Annotated in this window: 13 protein-coding genes; 1 reads left to right on the top strand and 12 read right to left on the bottom strand. The window is 27.6% G+C overall.

What is annotated here, in order from left to right:
- The first annotated feature begins 164 nt into the window (after positions 1–164).
- Complete coding sequence (locus VN21_RS08940) at positions 165–1,229, top strand: 4Fe-4S dicluster domain-containing protein (RefSeq protein WP_046822948.1); 1,065 nt, start codon at positions 165–167, stop codon at positions 1,227–1,229.
- Positions 1,230–1,296: 67 nt separating this feature from the next.
- Here the strand turns inward: VN21_RS08940 and VN21_RS08935 are convergent, their stop codons facing one another.
- From VN21_RS08935 to VN21_RS08880, 12 genes are all read right to left on the bottom strand, one after another.
- Complete coding sequence (locus VN21_RS08935; RefSeq protein ID WP_046822947.1) at positions 1,297–2,268, bottom strand: DUF2804 family protein; 972 nt, start codon at positions 2,266–2,268, stop codon at positions 1,297–1,299.
- Positions 2,269–2,451: 183 nt separating this feature from the next.
- On the bottom strand, positions 2,452–3,327 hold the full coding sequence (locus VN21_RS08930; RefSeq protein ID WP_046822949.1) for a hypothetical protein: 876 nt from the start codon (positions 3,325–3,327) through the stop codon (positions 2,452–2,454).
- A 130-nt stretch (positions 3,328–3,457) separates the two neighbouring features.
- A complete protein-coding gene (gene tpx / locus VN21_RS08925; protein ID WP_046822946.1) occupies positions 3,458–3,943 on the bottom strand; it encodes a thiol peroxidase in 486 nt (161 codons plus the stop codon).
- Positions 3,944–4,087: 144 nt separating this feature from the next.
- A complete protein-coding gene (locus tag VN21_RS08920; protein WP_046822945.1) occupies positions 4,088–4,936 on the bottom strand; it encodes a DUF4438 domain-containing protein in 849 nt (282 codons plus the stop codon).
- Positions 4,937–5,019: 83 nt separating this feature from the next.
- Positions 5,020–5,595 (bottom strand): TVP38/TMEM64 family protein, encoded by a 576-nt coding sequence (locus VN21_RS18915; protein ID WP_046822944.1) that lies wholly within the window; start codon positions 5,593–5,595, stop codon positions 5,020–5,022.
- A gap of 146 nt (positions 5,596–5,741) precedes the next feature.
- The gene (locus tag VN21_RS08910; protein ID WP_046822943.1) at positions 5,742–6,881 is read right to left on the bottom strand and encodes a YncE family protein; all 1,140 of its coding nucleotides are present in this window, start codon (positions 6,879–6,881) and stop codon (positions 5,742–5,744) included.
- A 13-nt stretch (positions 6,882–6,894) separates the two neighbouring features.
- Positions 6,895–8,349 carry a HAMP domain-containing sensor histidine kinase gene (locus tag VN21_RS08905; protein ID WP_046822942.1) on the bottom strand — a complete coding sequence of 485 codons (1,455 nt, stop codon included), beginning with the start codon at positions 8,347–8,349 and terminating at the stop codon, positions 6,895–6,897.
- Positions 8,350–8,351: 2 nt separating this feature from the next.
- Positions 8,352–9,041 carry a response regulator transcription factor gene (locus VN21_RS08900; RefSeq protein WP_046822941.1) on the bottom strand — a complete coding sequence of 230 codons (690 nt, stop codon included), beginning with the start codon at positions 9,039–9,041 and terminating at the stop codon, positions 8,352–8,354.
- A 19-nt stretch (positions 9,042–9,060) separates the two neighbouring features.
- The gene (gene asnB, locus VN21_RS08895) at positions 9,061–10,899 is read right to left on the bottom strand and encodes an asparagine synthase (glutamine-hydrolyzing) (RefSeq protein WP_046822940.1); all 1,839 of its coding nucleotides are present in this window, start codon (positions 10,897–10,899) and stop codon (positions 9,061–9,063) included.
- A 198-nt stretch (positions 10,900–11,097) separates the two neighbouring features.
- Complete coding sequence (gene cspD, locus VN21_RS08890; protein WP_046822939.1) at positions 11,098–11,301, bottom strand: cold-shock protein CspD; 204 nt, start codon at positions 11,299–11,301, stop codon at positions 11,098–11,100.
- A 110-nt stretch (positions 11,302–11,411) separates the two neighbouring features.
- Complete coding sequence (locus VN21_RS08885; RefSeq protein ID WP_046822938.1) at positions 11,412–13,256, bottom strand: ABC transporter ATP-binding protein; 1,845 nt, start codon at positions 13,254–13,256, stop codon at positions 11,412–11,414.
- Positions 13,249–15,453: an ABC transporter ATP-binding protein gene (locus VN21_RS08880; protein ID WP_046822937.1), complete on the bottom strand. Its 2,205-nt coding sequence runs from the start codon at positions 15,451–15,453 to the stop codon at positions 13,249–13,251. The genes VN21_RS08885 and VN21_RS08880 overlap by 8 nt, the downstream gene beginning before the upstream one ends.
- Positions 15,454–15,506 lie beyond the last annotated feature (53 nt).

The following is a 15,506-nucleotide window of genomic DNA, read 5'->3' as shown; positions in this document are numbered from 1 at the left end:
ACTAATATTAGTATATATTGGATTCGACCTTACTATAATAATTCTACTCCTATTTATTATAGGCGAATACCTTCTAAGGGAAAAGCTTGTCTTTTTAAAGATAATCTTTTCCCTTTTTTAATTAAGATAGTATATAATTTTATTATAGGGATAGGGGGAATATTATGAATAGAGTTGATGAAAGAGATCTTATATTTTCAAGGGCTAGCTATGAAAAGAACTCACCTGCTTATAATGATTATTATGAAAAAAATCCAGATAAAAAAGCTATAGATGATAGTATCAGGTCTAGACCAGAACTTTGCGGAGAAGGTACTATGACATACAATGAAGTTAATTCTCCTATGGCGTCTTCTGCATTTGAATTTTTATCAGATATTAAACACCTCTGTGAAGGACAAGTTAATGATACAAAAGTTGAAGTTAATAAAAAAATTATAACTAAGCGTATTAAAGGTTTTGCTTCACATTACGGAGCTAAATTAGTTGGAATTACAAAACTTAAAGATTATCATTTTTATACTCATAGAGGTAGACATGAAGATGTTTACGGAAAAAAAGTAGATCTTAATCATAAATATGCTATAGTTTTTGCAGTTCCAATGGAAAAGGATATGATAAATAGAGGTCCTATGCTAGCTGAAGTGGTTGAAACAAGTAAAGCTTATGTAGATGTTTCAGTTATAGGTATGATTCTTAGTTACTATATAAGAAATTTAGGATATGATGCTAGAAATCATATGGATTCAAACTATCTTTTAATGCCGGTTTTAATAGCTAGAGATGCAGGTCTTGGTTGTATTGGAAGGAATACAATTCTTACAACTAAAGAATATGGTTCTTGTATAAGACTTGGAGTTGTAACTACAGATTTAGATTTAGATGAAGATTCACCTATGGATTTTGGTTTAGATGATTTTTGTAGTGTATGCAAAAAATGTTCTTATAACTGCCCTTCTACTTCTTTATCTAATGAGTCGACTAAAGAGTTTGATGGGGTTTATAACTGGAAAATAGATGCCGAGTCATGTTATATAAAGTGGAGATACCTAGGAACTGACTGTGGAATATGCATTGCTGTTTGTCCATTTTCTCAGCAATTAGAAAGTATAAAAAATATATATACATTTAAAGATAACTTACCTGCTATAAAAGAGGTTCTTCAGGAATATACTAAAAAATTTGGTAAAAGACCATTTGTACCTGGGAATCCAAATTGGATGAGATAATTTCAGCCGTCTAAATAATATTTTAACATATTATTAGACGGCTATATAATTGAATTCTTTAATATCTTCACCACTTAGCAAAATGATTTTCACACCACCCTATTTCATCATTAAAATTAATTTTTCTATCTTTATACATTACATATCCACTTAAGTATCCTACCATTTGTTTCAAATTATATTTAAATACTTTTATATTATCAGGCTTTATATCACTAATTATAGGCTTAAATTTTAAATTTACTTCATCATGTCGAGTTGATTTTATATATATGATTCCATCATCGTTATAATTGAAGTTAACATCGCTATCAAATTTATATATCTTGTCATCAATCTTTAACGCATTTTCATTTACACCTGTATAATCAGTGTACTTTGATCCTAAGTTTATAGATATATGTTCATGCTTTTCATTTGTAAAATAACTAGTTAACCATTCTCTATCACACTGTCGTTTTAAAACACCTCTACCATAATCTATAAAACATCTTGAATCGCTTAAATCATACTTCTGGTTACCTATTCTTAATATCCCTTTAGTTATTAAGTTCATATGCTTTGATGTGTAATGAAAATGTTCTATGTCCCATGGAATAAGTATATTTAATGATTCATAATCTAAGTATATAGTTGAGGTAATATCAAAATTATCTATTTTTAAATCCAAATTTAAGTAACCTGAACTTCTTAATATATTTATAAATTTACGTTTCCCTTTGTAATGTGCATATGAGTTTATTTTATCATCAATCACAATATATTTAATTATAGGATGTCTATATATTTTACTTATTTTTATATCATCTTTTAAATTGTAAAAGTCTGCATGTATAATTGAACAATGTCCTAAATCTGATATTACAAAGTTAAATATAAAATCTTTCCCTATCCAAACATATTGATTCCATTTCTTTTTCTTTAGAAAGCTTTGATTTATAGAACAATCTTTAAATGGTATATCATTCCATCCAATAGCATACTCATTTAAAAATCCATTATTATCACATATAGATTTATTATCTCTTACTCGCCTCATGCCATTCCCCCTTTATATAAATATAGTTATTAAGTTAGTATATTATTCTTTTTTAAAAAAGTTACACTATAAATAAAATTTATCTTAACTAAGTCAATTTAACTAACTATATACAAAAAAGAGGCTCCTTAAAAAGTTAGTATAAATTATGTTCTCATACTAACTTTCAAAGGCCTCTTTTTGTTATGCATTTTTATAAATATACAATGCTTCTACTCTAGCACAATAAATTTCCTTTTTATCATATCCTATATATTTTGCATATTTTTCAATTTTTTCTTTTTCAATTTCTATGTCGCAACCATGATTCTCTTCTATCTTTTCTACATATTTATCCATTAAATATTCTTTATATTTTTTTACATCATAACCTAAAAACTTAGTTAGTCTTTCTATTTCACTATTAAAGTCCCCATCTTCTTTTATAAAAAACTCATATATATCTTTTCTATATGGGTTTAGAGCAATTATTTGTTTTATAACATAACTTTCATTAGTTTTATCTATAAATCCATCTTTATAATTATTAAATAGTGCATTAGATTTTATTATATTTTCTTCTTCTATATAACTAGATACTATGTCTACCCCATTATCTAAAAGTGCATCAATTACTGCATAATGTACTTTAAAGCAATCTTCAAATAAATTATCTGCTAATATATTTATTAACTTTTTATCTTCCATTGATTTTTGTGCCAAACTTATTTTTTTATTTTTGTTTTGTATTAAATAATCTTTTGATAAGTTTTTAGATTTTTTAGAGTATGTTAGATATTTTAGGCAATAGTTCTTTTTAAAAAGGTTAGTGTCAATAGTTATAATTTCATAGTTAACAACTATTTCTACACCTTTTTTTATACAATTATCTATATACTCTTCATAAAGTTTTAGCCCAACTTCATTTATATCTTTTGATGTGTAATTTTTAGACAATTCTTTTTTCAATTTGCATTTATACTCAGTTGCTTGATTTAAAAATTCTTTTCTAATAGAATTATATCTTACTTTTTCTTCAGGAAATTTTATCAAAGCTCCATTTATATCAAATTCTTCCACCAAATATATCCCCCCTAATATTTCAATTAAAAACAAAGATTATATATACTTTGATAAAGTACACTCTTTTTCCTTCTTAATATAAAAAAGATGTCTCAAAAACTTTTTTTGAGGCATCTTTTTATTATTATTACTTAACAGCTTCTATTGCTTTTTCATAGTTAGGTTCATTTGTTATTTCTTCTAAGTACTCTGTATATACTACTTTATTGTCTTCATCTACAACTATAACAGCTCTTGATACAAGACCTAATTCTTTTATATATAAACCATACGCTTTAGAGAATTCTCTATCCTTATAATCTGATGCAGTAACAACATTTTCAATTCCTGCATTTCCGCACCATCTAGCTTGTGCAAATGGTAAATCCATTGATATAGTAAATACTTTAACATCATTTAATTTTGCAGCTTCTTGATTAAACTTTCTAACCTCTATATCACATACTGCAGTATCTATTGATGGAACTGCTACTAATATTCTTTTTCCCTTTGTTTCGCTAAACTTTATAGGACTTAAATCATTTCCTACTACTGTAAAGTCAGGTGCTACATCGCCTACTTTAACTTGATTCCCGTCTAATGTTAACGGTGCTCCACTAAATGTAACTTTCATATATATATCCTCCTAATTATCTTTCAATTTTATTTTTTTCTTTAATTAAATTATTATGCAAAATAAAAGAGCATAATTTCTTATACTCTTTTATACCCGATCAAATTATTATTAAACAGTAATACTCAATAGTTAATTTTTTATTTATATATAGTTAGATATATTTGCATTTTCGTCTATAATAGCTTCTATTATAGGTGTTTTGCTAACCATTATAGTCGTAACTCCTGGCCCATGACCAAGCGTTACACAATCACTATGAACAATTACACCTATGCTAACTGCTCCTTTTAAATATCCCCTTCCATATGTATTATCGCAGTCTTCTAGTAAAACTAAGTCTCCAAATTTCAATTTATCAAGGCCAAGTCTTTTTATTTCATCAAAGTCAGCAGTCATTATATCATAATCTCCAGTATAAGCACTACTTGATCCTATACCTGAACCCATTAAGTATGGTGGCACTTTTGCAACAACTGGTACTTGTATTTTGCCATCTTTTTCTGTTATTCCTAATTTTTCAAATAAATTTGGATCTATACTCATTATATGTATATCATCGAAATCTTCTAATTTTAAACCTTGTCCATAGGCTTTAACCATAATTTTATCATCTATAACTAAATTTTCCAAAGTCTCCTCATCAAAATGTATAAGTACGTGCTCTATTCCACCATGCATACCTGTAACATATCCTTTTGCCCCTTTAGCTTCTCCACTTACAACCTTAGCCTCATTTCCTATACATGCAAACGTCATAAGTGCATTGCTCTCTCTTACATCTTCATTTCTGATAGACACTCCTGGTTCAACATGATCTCCAGCTAAACCATAAACGCAATCCCCTATCTTTACATTATATGAAATTCCTCCTGTCGAAGGCAGTATAACAGGTTTTCCTTCATGAGTTACTCTATAACTTAATGCTAGTGGATGATGTATTTTCCCTTGAACTGACCATTTTACAACTTTATCTTTGTTTGTTTTTAACATAAAATCCCCCTATTATTTAAATAATTTTAAAGAAAATTAAAAATTCTCTAATAGTATACTATTAGAGAATTTTTTAATTTATGTTAATTATGATGCTTAGCTTCGATTCTTGTATTTATTTTTCTTCCAACTAAGAATGATATAATTGTTAATGCTGCTACAAATATAATTCTCATAGGACTATGTATAAATCCTAGTAAATCATTACCTATATAACTTGCAATTAAAAACATTAATATCCTACCACTTATCATGGCTGGTACAAAACTTTCCCTACTCTTATTTGAAACCCCACAAGCTATCGTAACCAAGCATCCAGGTATAAATGGGCAAGAATACGCAATAAACAATGTAGCAAAGCCCTGGTGTTTTACCCAGTTTATAGCCCTATCAACTTTATTATTTTCTATTCTTTCAAATATTTTTATATGACTAAATTTATTTGATAATAAAAATAGTAAATATGTACCTGTACAAGAACCTAATACTGAACCTAAAAGTCCAAATACCCATCCCATCATAACACTATTTGCAACTACTATCCCCATAAGTGGTAATGCAGGAATAAAACTTTCTAAAAAACTTGCAAATGTCCCTATTATAAAAACTAAAATAAAGTTATCTCTAGCCAATGTAAATAATGTCTCTATATGTTCCATACTCTATTCTCCTTAAATATATAAGCAAATTCTATTTGTTGTCTTCCTTTAATTTAATACTATTTTACTCCTATTATTTTTTTATATCAATATTTATTACTTAATTGTAATGTAAATATAGCAAAAATGACAACTCATAAGAGTTGTCATTTTTTACTCGATATACTATATGTGTATATTTCGCTGTCACCAAATTTATTACCTTCTATAGAGTATGCTAACTTATTGTTATCACTTATGGCTATATAAGGTATGCCTTTTATCATTGGAATGCACCCAAGTTTATATAAGTCTACATTCTCATTATATATACCTAGATCATATACATCTATCGTACTTTCATTATTACCCGTATAGTATACAGTTACTAGTTTACTTTTATCTTTGCTTAAATACATTTCGTCTAAATGTACTCCATTTATTAGTTTTTTAGATTTGCTTTCAGTGTCATATACATATAAATTTTTCTTATCTGCATTAGTTCCTTCAATTAATAAATATTTATCGTCTATAACATCAAAGTCAGATATAAATTTTATAGCATCAATTTTAGATACTGAATTGTTTTTCAAATCATATATATCAATTTTATTTTTATTTATATTTAGCATATAAAGTTTTGTTCCATCTTGAGAAAATAAAATTTTATTTACATAATCACTTTTCTTAAGTTCATAAGTTTTAACAATTTTTTCTTCATTTATGTCGTATGAAAATAATTCACTATTTTTATAACCATAAAAACCACTGCTATCTGGCACCCATCCTAATAAATCAAAATAGTACGGTAAAGTAATATAACTGTCGTCTTTTAAGTTATATAATACACTCTTTAAATTTTTATATTTATCACTTTTTTCATTTTCCGCTGTGCTATATGTTAATATTTCCTTAGATGGAGACATACTCTCCATATTATACATAGTAAAAACACCATCATTTAAAGTTTTTACATTTAAAATGCTTTCATCATCAGGGTTTATTTCATATATGTTTATTCCAGTTTTGTTTTTGTCTGTATAATTACTTATAGCAAGTAAATTATCTTCATTGAATTCTAAATCTAGAATATAGTCATTTACAGGTATAACAGAGTCTAGTTTTATACTTTCATTTTTATTTTTATAGTTACTTTCATTGTAATCATAAGTTTTTCCATCTAATTTTACATTTTTGCTATATTCTTTATTTTCATATACACTTACGTATACAATAAGCGAAAGTATCCCTACAATAAAAAGTAAAAGTATTATGTTCTTTATATCTTGCTTTATATTCTTTAGCATTATATAGTTCTCCTTAACTTATTGTAGGAAGTTTTATAGAAACCTCAGTGCCTTTATTAACCTCGCTTTTTATGTCGATTTTCCCATTATAGCTATCAACTATTGATTTGACAATAGCAAGTCCTAATCCAGTACTTCCTAATTCTCTAGTTTCACTTTTAGATACTCTATAAAAAGGAGATAATATATTTTCAAGTTCCTTCTCTTCAATACCTTCTCCTGAATCTATAACTGATATATTTGCAAATTTACCTTCTATATATGCATTTACAAATATGTCTGAGTTAACTTTTCCATATTTAATAGCATTATCAAGTAAATTTATTATAATTTCTTTAATTTTATCTTCATTAGCAATTATTTTTATATTTTTTCCAACATTTATTTTTATACTCATATTATACTTTTTAGCTTTATGAGTCATATCTTCACACATACTTATTATAATTTTAGATAGATCTATCTTTTTTAATTCATAATCAAAGTTTTTATTACTATTTTTAGATATATCAAGTAATTGTACAATCATTCTATTTAATCTATTAGCCTCAGATATAATTCTATTTATTCCTTTATTAAAAAACTCTTCATCTGTAAATTGGTTATCTTTTATAATTTCACTATATCCAATTATAGTTGTCATAGGAGTTTTTAGCTCATGCGTTACATTATCAAAAAATTTCTTTTGTTTTTCTGATAACTCTCTTAAATTATCTCTATCGTTTTCTATAGTTTTTATCTGAGTATTTATTGTCTCAATCATATTATTAAAATCAGATGCAAGCATTCCTAACTCATCACTAGAACTTATATCTATTTTTACATCAAAGTTCCCATCTGTAACTTCTTTAGTTTTATTTGCTAAATTTTTTATTGGAGATGTTATTTGCTTTGATATAATATATGCAATAATCATACTTACCGCAAAAATCATCACAGAAAAAATCAATGTTTTATTTATAAATAATTTAGTTTTATTAAATAAAGGTGTATAATCATTTGCAAATCTTATCATACCTATGAGTTTATCTTCTCTAAAAATAGGATATGATACATATACTAAAGCCTTATTATCTTTATATTCGATTGTATACGACAGTTCTCCATTTAATGCATTTTCCATATCTTTAGTTATTTTTAATTGTTTATATTTTTCTGTTCTTGGGTATATTAACTCCCCTATATCATTATAAATATAAACAGTTTTATCTAATCTATAAGTCAAATCCCTTGAAATTGCACTACTTTTTGATGCAAATGAAATTTTATTAAATTCCATTTTATTAAATCTAAAATACTGATGTAAATATAAATTAATACTTTTAGTTGTATCTTTGATTTCATTATCAATTAAATATTCTACTACATTATTAAGTACTGAGTTGCTATAAATAACTATAGAAAATATAACAAAAAAGATTATAACCAAGAAAAATAGCATTATTTTGTTTGTTATGGAGTTTTTCATATTTATATTTTTTGTCCAGATAACTTATACCCTGCTCCAATTACAGTTTCTATACAATTATAATCGCCTAGTTTTTTTCTAAGCCTTTGTATATGAGTATCTACAGTTCTACTTTCACATTCAAAGTCTATTCCCCATATATTATCTAGTAATTGGGCTCTATTTAGCACTGTATTTATGTTTTCCACAAAATATAAAAGAAGTTCGTATTCTTTACTTGTTAAATGAATAATCTCATTATCTAATCTAACTTTCATTTCTTTTTTGTTTATTTCTAACCCGTTTGCTAATTTAACAACTTCTATATCTGATTTAATATTATCTTCTAATAAGCTTATCCTTCTAAATATAGACTTAACTCTTGCAACTACTTCTCTTATATTAAATGGCTTAGTTATATAATCATCCGCGCCTAATTCTAAGCCTAAAACTTTATCTATAGTGTCTGACTTCGCAGTCAACATTATTATAGGTATAGAGAAATTAGTTGTTACATTTTTACAGATATCAAGACCATTCATATCTGGGAGCATTAAATCTAATATAATTAAGTTCGGCCTGAAACTCGATACAAGTTCAATAGCAGCTTTTCCAGTATCTGCTATTTTAATTTCATAACCTTCTTTTCTTAGAGAATAAGATAGTATATCCGATATATTTTCTTCATCTTCAACTATTAATATCTTCTTCATATCTACATCCTTCTTTCGTTTATAAAGAATCTATATTTTTTCCTTCTATAAATATTTGGTGCCATAAACAGAATACAAATATTGTCCAAACTTTTCTTGAGTTATCTTTACTTCCTTTTATATGTTCATCTAGTAAACCTATAGCATACTCTTTATTTATAATATCATCCGTTTTTGATTGAGTTATTATATTTCTTACATATTTACCTAAATCATCTTTTAACCATACTCTTATAGGTGTTGGGAATCCTAATTTTTTCTTTTCTACCATATGTTTAGGTACTACATCTTTAAATGCTTCTCTTAGTAAAACTTTTGTATTCTTATTGCTTATTTTTTGATCTAATCTTAAATTTCTAGCAACCTCAAATACTTCTTTATCTAAAAATGGCACTCTAAGTTCTATAGATGATGCCATTGACATTTTATCACCTTTTAATAAAATATCTCCTTCTAACCATGTATTTATGTCTATATCTTGCATAGTTGTTATATAGTCATAGCTTTTTCTTTTGCAATCTCTATATAAATCTCTAACTACTTTACTATATGTGTTATTATCATCATACTTATTTATTATACTCTTTACTTCATTATTTTCAAATATTTTAGCATTTCCTATATATCTTTTTTCTAAAGGTGTAGTTGCTCTAACTAAGTAATTTTTACCTCTTAGTTCTGGCATTTTTGTAAATATTTTATTTAAAGTTTGATTTAAGCCTTTAGATAATCCTAAAAATGGCTTAACCGCTTCATATTCTTTGTATATATTGTAGCCTGCAAAGAACTCATCAGCTCCTTCGCCAGATAATACTACAGTTACATGTTTTCTAGCTTCTTTTGATAAGAAATAAATTCCAACACATGATGGATCTGCTAATGGATCATCTAAGCTGTATATAACTTTAGGAAGTGATTTTATATAATCTTCTTGAGTTACTCTTATTTGTATATTTTCAATACCTAATGCATCCGCACTTTTCTTTGCAACACTTAATTCATTATATCCATCCACTTCAAATCCTACAGAAAAAGATTTTATTTTAGGATTTATTTTTGATGCTAGTGCAGCAATTATAGTTGAATCTATTCCTCCCGATAAGAATGTTCCAACTTCAACATTAGATATCATATGATGCTTTACAGAATCTTCTAATATATTATATATATCTTCTTTTGTAACTTCTTTATCATTTGAAAATCTAGGATCAAAATATTTTTCAAATCTTATTTGATTATCTTCAATTGTAAAGCAAGTTCCATTAGGCACTTTTTTGATTCCTTCCATCATAGTTTTATATCTTGGAACATATTGGAATGATAAATAGTTTTGTAAACTTTTATCATCTACATTTTTTTCATTTACTATTGGCATTAAAGCTTTATATTCTGATGAAAATGCTATATATTCATCATTTTCAGTGTAGTATAATGGCTTTATTCCAAAATGGTCTCTAGCCCCAAATATAGTATTTGTATTCTCATCATAAATTACAAATGCAAACATTCCTCTAAAATCTTTAACAGCTGATTTACCATATTGTAAATAAGAAGTAAGTAATACTTCTGTATCTGATCCAGTTTTAAATTCATGTCCTTTAGATATAAGTTCATCTCTTAGTTCTTCGTGATTATATATTTCCCCGTTAAATATTATAGTACTCTCTTTTTTGCTAAATGGTTGATGTCCATGAGATAAATCAATTATACTAAGTCTTTTAAATCCAAATCCTACATTGTCTTTCACAAATAACCCTGTATCATCAGGACCTCTATGATTAATCTTTTCAGTTAATTCACTTAATAAAGCTTCATCAACCTTTCCTTTTTTACTATATAAAAAAACGTGTCCACACATAAAATTTCTCCTTCTGTCATAAATACAAATTATTCTTATCTTTTCTTGTCTATTTTACATATTTTATCATATCCCTGTAACAAATTGATTACGCATATGTAACAAATCTGTTACATAGCTCTCGCTCACAATAAAAAAAACTAGAGAAAACTCTCTAGTTTTAATTTCTTAATTGTGTTTTATATATTATAAACTCAATTATTCTGCTATTGTTACGTTAGCAGCTTGAGGTCCTCTTGCTCCTTCAACTATTTCAAAGTTAACTGCTTGACCTTCTTCTAATGATTTGAATCCATCTCTTTGTATAGCTGAGAAATGTACGAATACGTCATCTCCACCTTCTACTGATATAAATCCAAATCCTTTTTCATTATTGAACCATTTAACTATTCCATTCATCATTTTGGAATCCTCCTAAAACCTTGTAAAAAAATTTAACATTTACTAATGTTACCTTAATTTTAACACAATTGTAATTACTTTACAATATGTTTGTAATCAATTTGGAAAACTTATTCACAATCTTCAAATTGACTATTATATAAAGATGCATAGAATCCATCAGATTTTAATAATTCTTCATGATTTCCTTGCTCAATTATATCTCCATCTTTCATAACTAGTATTAAATCTGCATCTTTTATAGTTGATAATCTATGAGCTATTATAAAGCTAGTTCTACCTTCCATAAGATTTTCCATAGCTTTTTGTATTAAAACTTCTGTACGAGTATCAACTGAACTAGTAGCTTCATCTAATATAAGTATTTTAGGATCTGCTAAAATCGCACGAGCTATAGTTAAAAGTTGCTTTTGACCTTGAGATACGTTACTAGCTTCTTCATTTAACTCCATGCTATATCCTGCTGGAAGAGTTTTTACAAAGTGATGTACATGAGCTGCTTTAGACGCTTCTATAACCTCTTCATCAGTAGCATCAAGCTTAGAGTATCTTATATTTTCCATTATACTACCATTAAATAACCATGTATCTTGTAAAACCATTCCAAATAAACTACGTAGGTCAGCTCTATTAAAATCATTTATATTTTTACCATCTATTAATATAGCACCTTTATTTACATCATAAAAACGCATTAATAATTTTACAACTGTAGTTTTACCAGCCCCAGTAGGCCCAACTATTGCTACTTTTTGTCCTGCTTTTATATTTGTTGTAAAATCATTTATTATTATTTTATCCTCAGAATATCCAAAGTTAACATGGTCAAAAGAAACATCTCCTTTGATATTTTCAACACTAACTGGATGATCACTTACTTGGATCTCTTCCTCTTCATCTAAAAATTCAAAAGCTCTTTCTGCTGCTGCTGCCATAGATTGCATTATATTTGCAACTTGTGCAGTTTGAGCGATTGGTTGGTTAAAACTTCTTACATATTGTATAAATGAAAGTATATCCCCAACTTGAATAGTTTTCTTTATAGTAAAGTATCCACCTAATATAGATACTAACACATAACCTAAGTTACCTATAAAAGTCATCATTGGCATCATCATTCCAGATAGGAATTGTGATTTCCATGCAGATTCATATAATTTATCATTTAATTCATTAAACTCTGCTATAGCTGCATCTTCTCTATTGAATGCTTTAACTATATTGTGTCCACCATAAGTTTCTTCAACTTGACCATTAACATGCCCTAAATATTTTTGTTGAGATTTAAAGTGGCTTTGTGAGTTTTTAACAATAAATCCTATTATTATCATAGATACAGGTAATATTAATAATGAAGCTATAGTCATTTGCCAACTTATAGATATCATCATTATAAGAACTCCTATTACGGTTGTAACAGCAGTAATAATTTGAGTCATAATTTGATTTAAGTTTTGACTTAATGTGTCTATATCATTTGTAATTCTTGATAACACTTCACCATGTGTTCTTTTATCAAAATACTTAAGTGGCATACGGTTTATTTTTTCTGAAATTTCTTTTCTCAATTTATATGAAACCTTTTGAGATATTCCAGAAACTATAAATGCTTGAACAAGCGAGAATAACGCACTTATTACATATAGTCCTAATAAAATTAAAAGAACTTTACCTATATAATCAAAATCTATTCCTGCGTTTCCTTGATTACTAACTTTTCTAACTAATCCTTCAAATATCTCAGTAGTAGCTTTACCTAATACCTTAGGTCCTACTATAGAGAATGCAGAACTTCCTATTGCAAATATAACTACTATAAATATAGATATTCTATAAGGTTTTAAATAATTAAAAAGATTTTTCATTGTTCCTTTAAAATCTTTTGCTTTTTCTGTTCCTCTCATTCCTCCCATAGGTCCGCCCATTTTAGGAGTAGATTGCTTTTTATTACTCATTGTCAAGTTCCTCCTTTGAAAGTTGTGATTGGGCAATTTCTTTGTACACTTCACAATTTTTAAGAAGTTCTTCGTGTTTTCCAATTCCTACAATGCTACCTTGGTCTAAAACTATTATTTGATCAGCATTTAATATTGTACTTATTCTTTGAGCTACTATAAGTACTGTAGAATCTCCAGTTTCTTCTTTTAGTGATTTTCTAAGTGCTGCATCTGTTTTTAGGTCTAAAGCAGAGAAACTGTCGTCAAATATATAGATTTCTGGGTTTTTAGCTATTGCTCTAGCTATTGAAAGTCTTTGTTTTTGACCTCCTGAAACATTTGTACCACCTTGTGAAATTTCACTTTCAAACTTATCAGGTTTAGTTTCTATAAACTCTAAAGCTTGTGCTATCTCTGCTGCTTTTCTAACGTCTTCATCTGTAGCATCTTGATTTCCATATCTTAAGTTAGAGTTTATGTCCCCTGAGAATAAAACTCCTTTTTGAGGTACATATCCAATTCTATCTCTTAAATTATGTTGACTAGCATCTTTTACATCTACTCCATCAACTAATATCTTACCTTCTGTTACGTCATAGAAACGAGGTATTAAGTTTATAAGAGTTGATTTTCCTGCTCCTGTACTTCCTATAAACGCTGTAGTTTGACCTGGTTTTGCAGTAAATGTTATATTTCTTAAAACATCCTCTTCCGCATTAGGATATCTGAAACTTACATTCTTAAATTCAACTATACCTTTTTTATTTTCATCAAATTCTTTAGTATTTTTCTTATCTTTTATATTTACATCTTTACTTATAACTTCATCTATACGGTCCATAGAAACTATAGCACGTGGCAATATCATAGATACCATTGATATCATTAAGAATGCCATTATAATTTGCATAGTATATTGTATAAATGCCATCATATCTCCAACTTGCATATTTCCTGAGTCAACACGATGAGCACCGTTCCATACTATTAATATAGTAATTAAGTTCATTATTAGAGTCATAGTTGGCATCATCATAGACATCGTTCTATTAACAAATAAATTAGTTTTCATTAAATCAGTATTTGCCTTATCAAATCTTTTTTCTTCATGCTTTTCAGTACCAAATGCTCTTATTACTAGCATTCCTGTAAGCATTTCACGAGTTACTAAGTTTACCTTATCAACAAGTTTTTGAACGGATTTAAACTTAGGCATAACTAATGCAAATAAAACTAATACTACAGATATTATCGCAAGAACTGCAACACCTATTATCCAAGCCATAGAAGTATCAGTTCCTAGTACTTTTATAACTCCACCTAAAGCAAGTATAGGTGCATAAAATACAATTCTAAGTAACATTACCATTAGCATTTGTACTTGTTGTATATCATTTGTACTACGTGTTATTAAAGATGCAGTGGAGAATTCATCCATTTCTTTATTAGAGAATGAAATTACTTTATGGAATACATCTTTTCTTAAGTTTCTACCAAGTTTTGCTGCTACTCTAGCTCCTAAGTATCCAACTGCTACTGTAGCTATCATACTTATTAGGGCTACTCCTAACATTATCGCACCCGTTTTGAATATGTAGCTAGTTTGAAGCTTATCTACATCTATTCCGATTGCCTTGTATTCACCTTTTACATATCCTATAGCACCTTGAGTTACCATACTTTCTGGCATTTTATCAACTTTTTCATCAAACTTAGATTCTATTTGCTTTAAAGAATCCTTAGGCATTGACTTGAAAGTAGCCATTATATCCATATTAGGGTTAACCGGAACTCCAGGTGGTGTCATTTGTTTTACAATTTGAGACTTATTTTTTTCTATACCAGATACTATCATAATAGATTTTGACATTATAGGGTTTAACTTATCTATTACTTCTTTATCATTTGTATTAAGCTTATATACTTTTTCATCAATCTTAATATCTTTAAACTCACCCTTATCAAGTAAGTCATAATATTTCATCACTTCATTTTTGTCTTTGTCACTCATAAAGATAGTAAGATTATTTAGTTCGCTCTCTCTTATAACTTCTGGAACTGCATTTTCAATACCATTTTGCTGAATACCAACATTTACTATATTAGATGTGTAATCAGGTAATGATAAATCACATATAGCTTGAATCGTTAACAGTCCAACTATAAGTACTACAGAACCGACTGAGTTTCTTAAATGTTTAATTAACTTAATCATTTTGCTACTTCTCCCTTTTAGATTTTAATAGTTATGTTTTAATAATTATTATA

Origin of the sequence: Paraclostridium benzoelyticum, from assembly GCF_001006285.1 — a bacterium.
Classification (GTDB): domain Bacteria; phylum Bacillota; class Clostridia; order Peptostreptococcales; family Peptostreptococcaceae; genus Paraclostridium; species Paraclostridium benzoelyticum.
The sequence above is the reverse complement of the archived record's forward strand: the minus strand, read 5'-3'. Positions and strand labels throughout refer to the sequence as shown.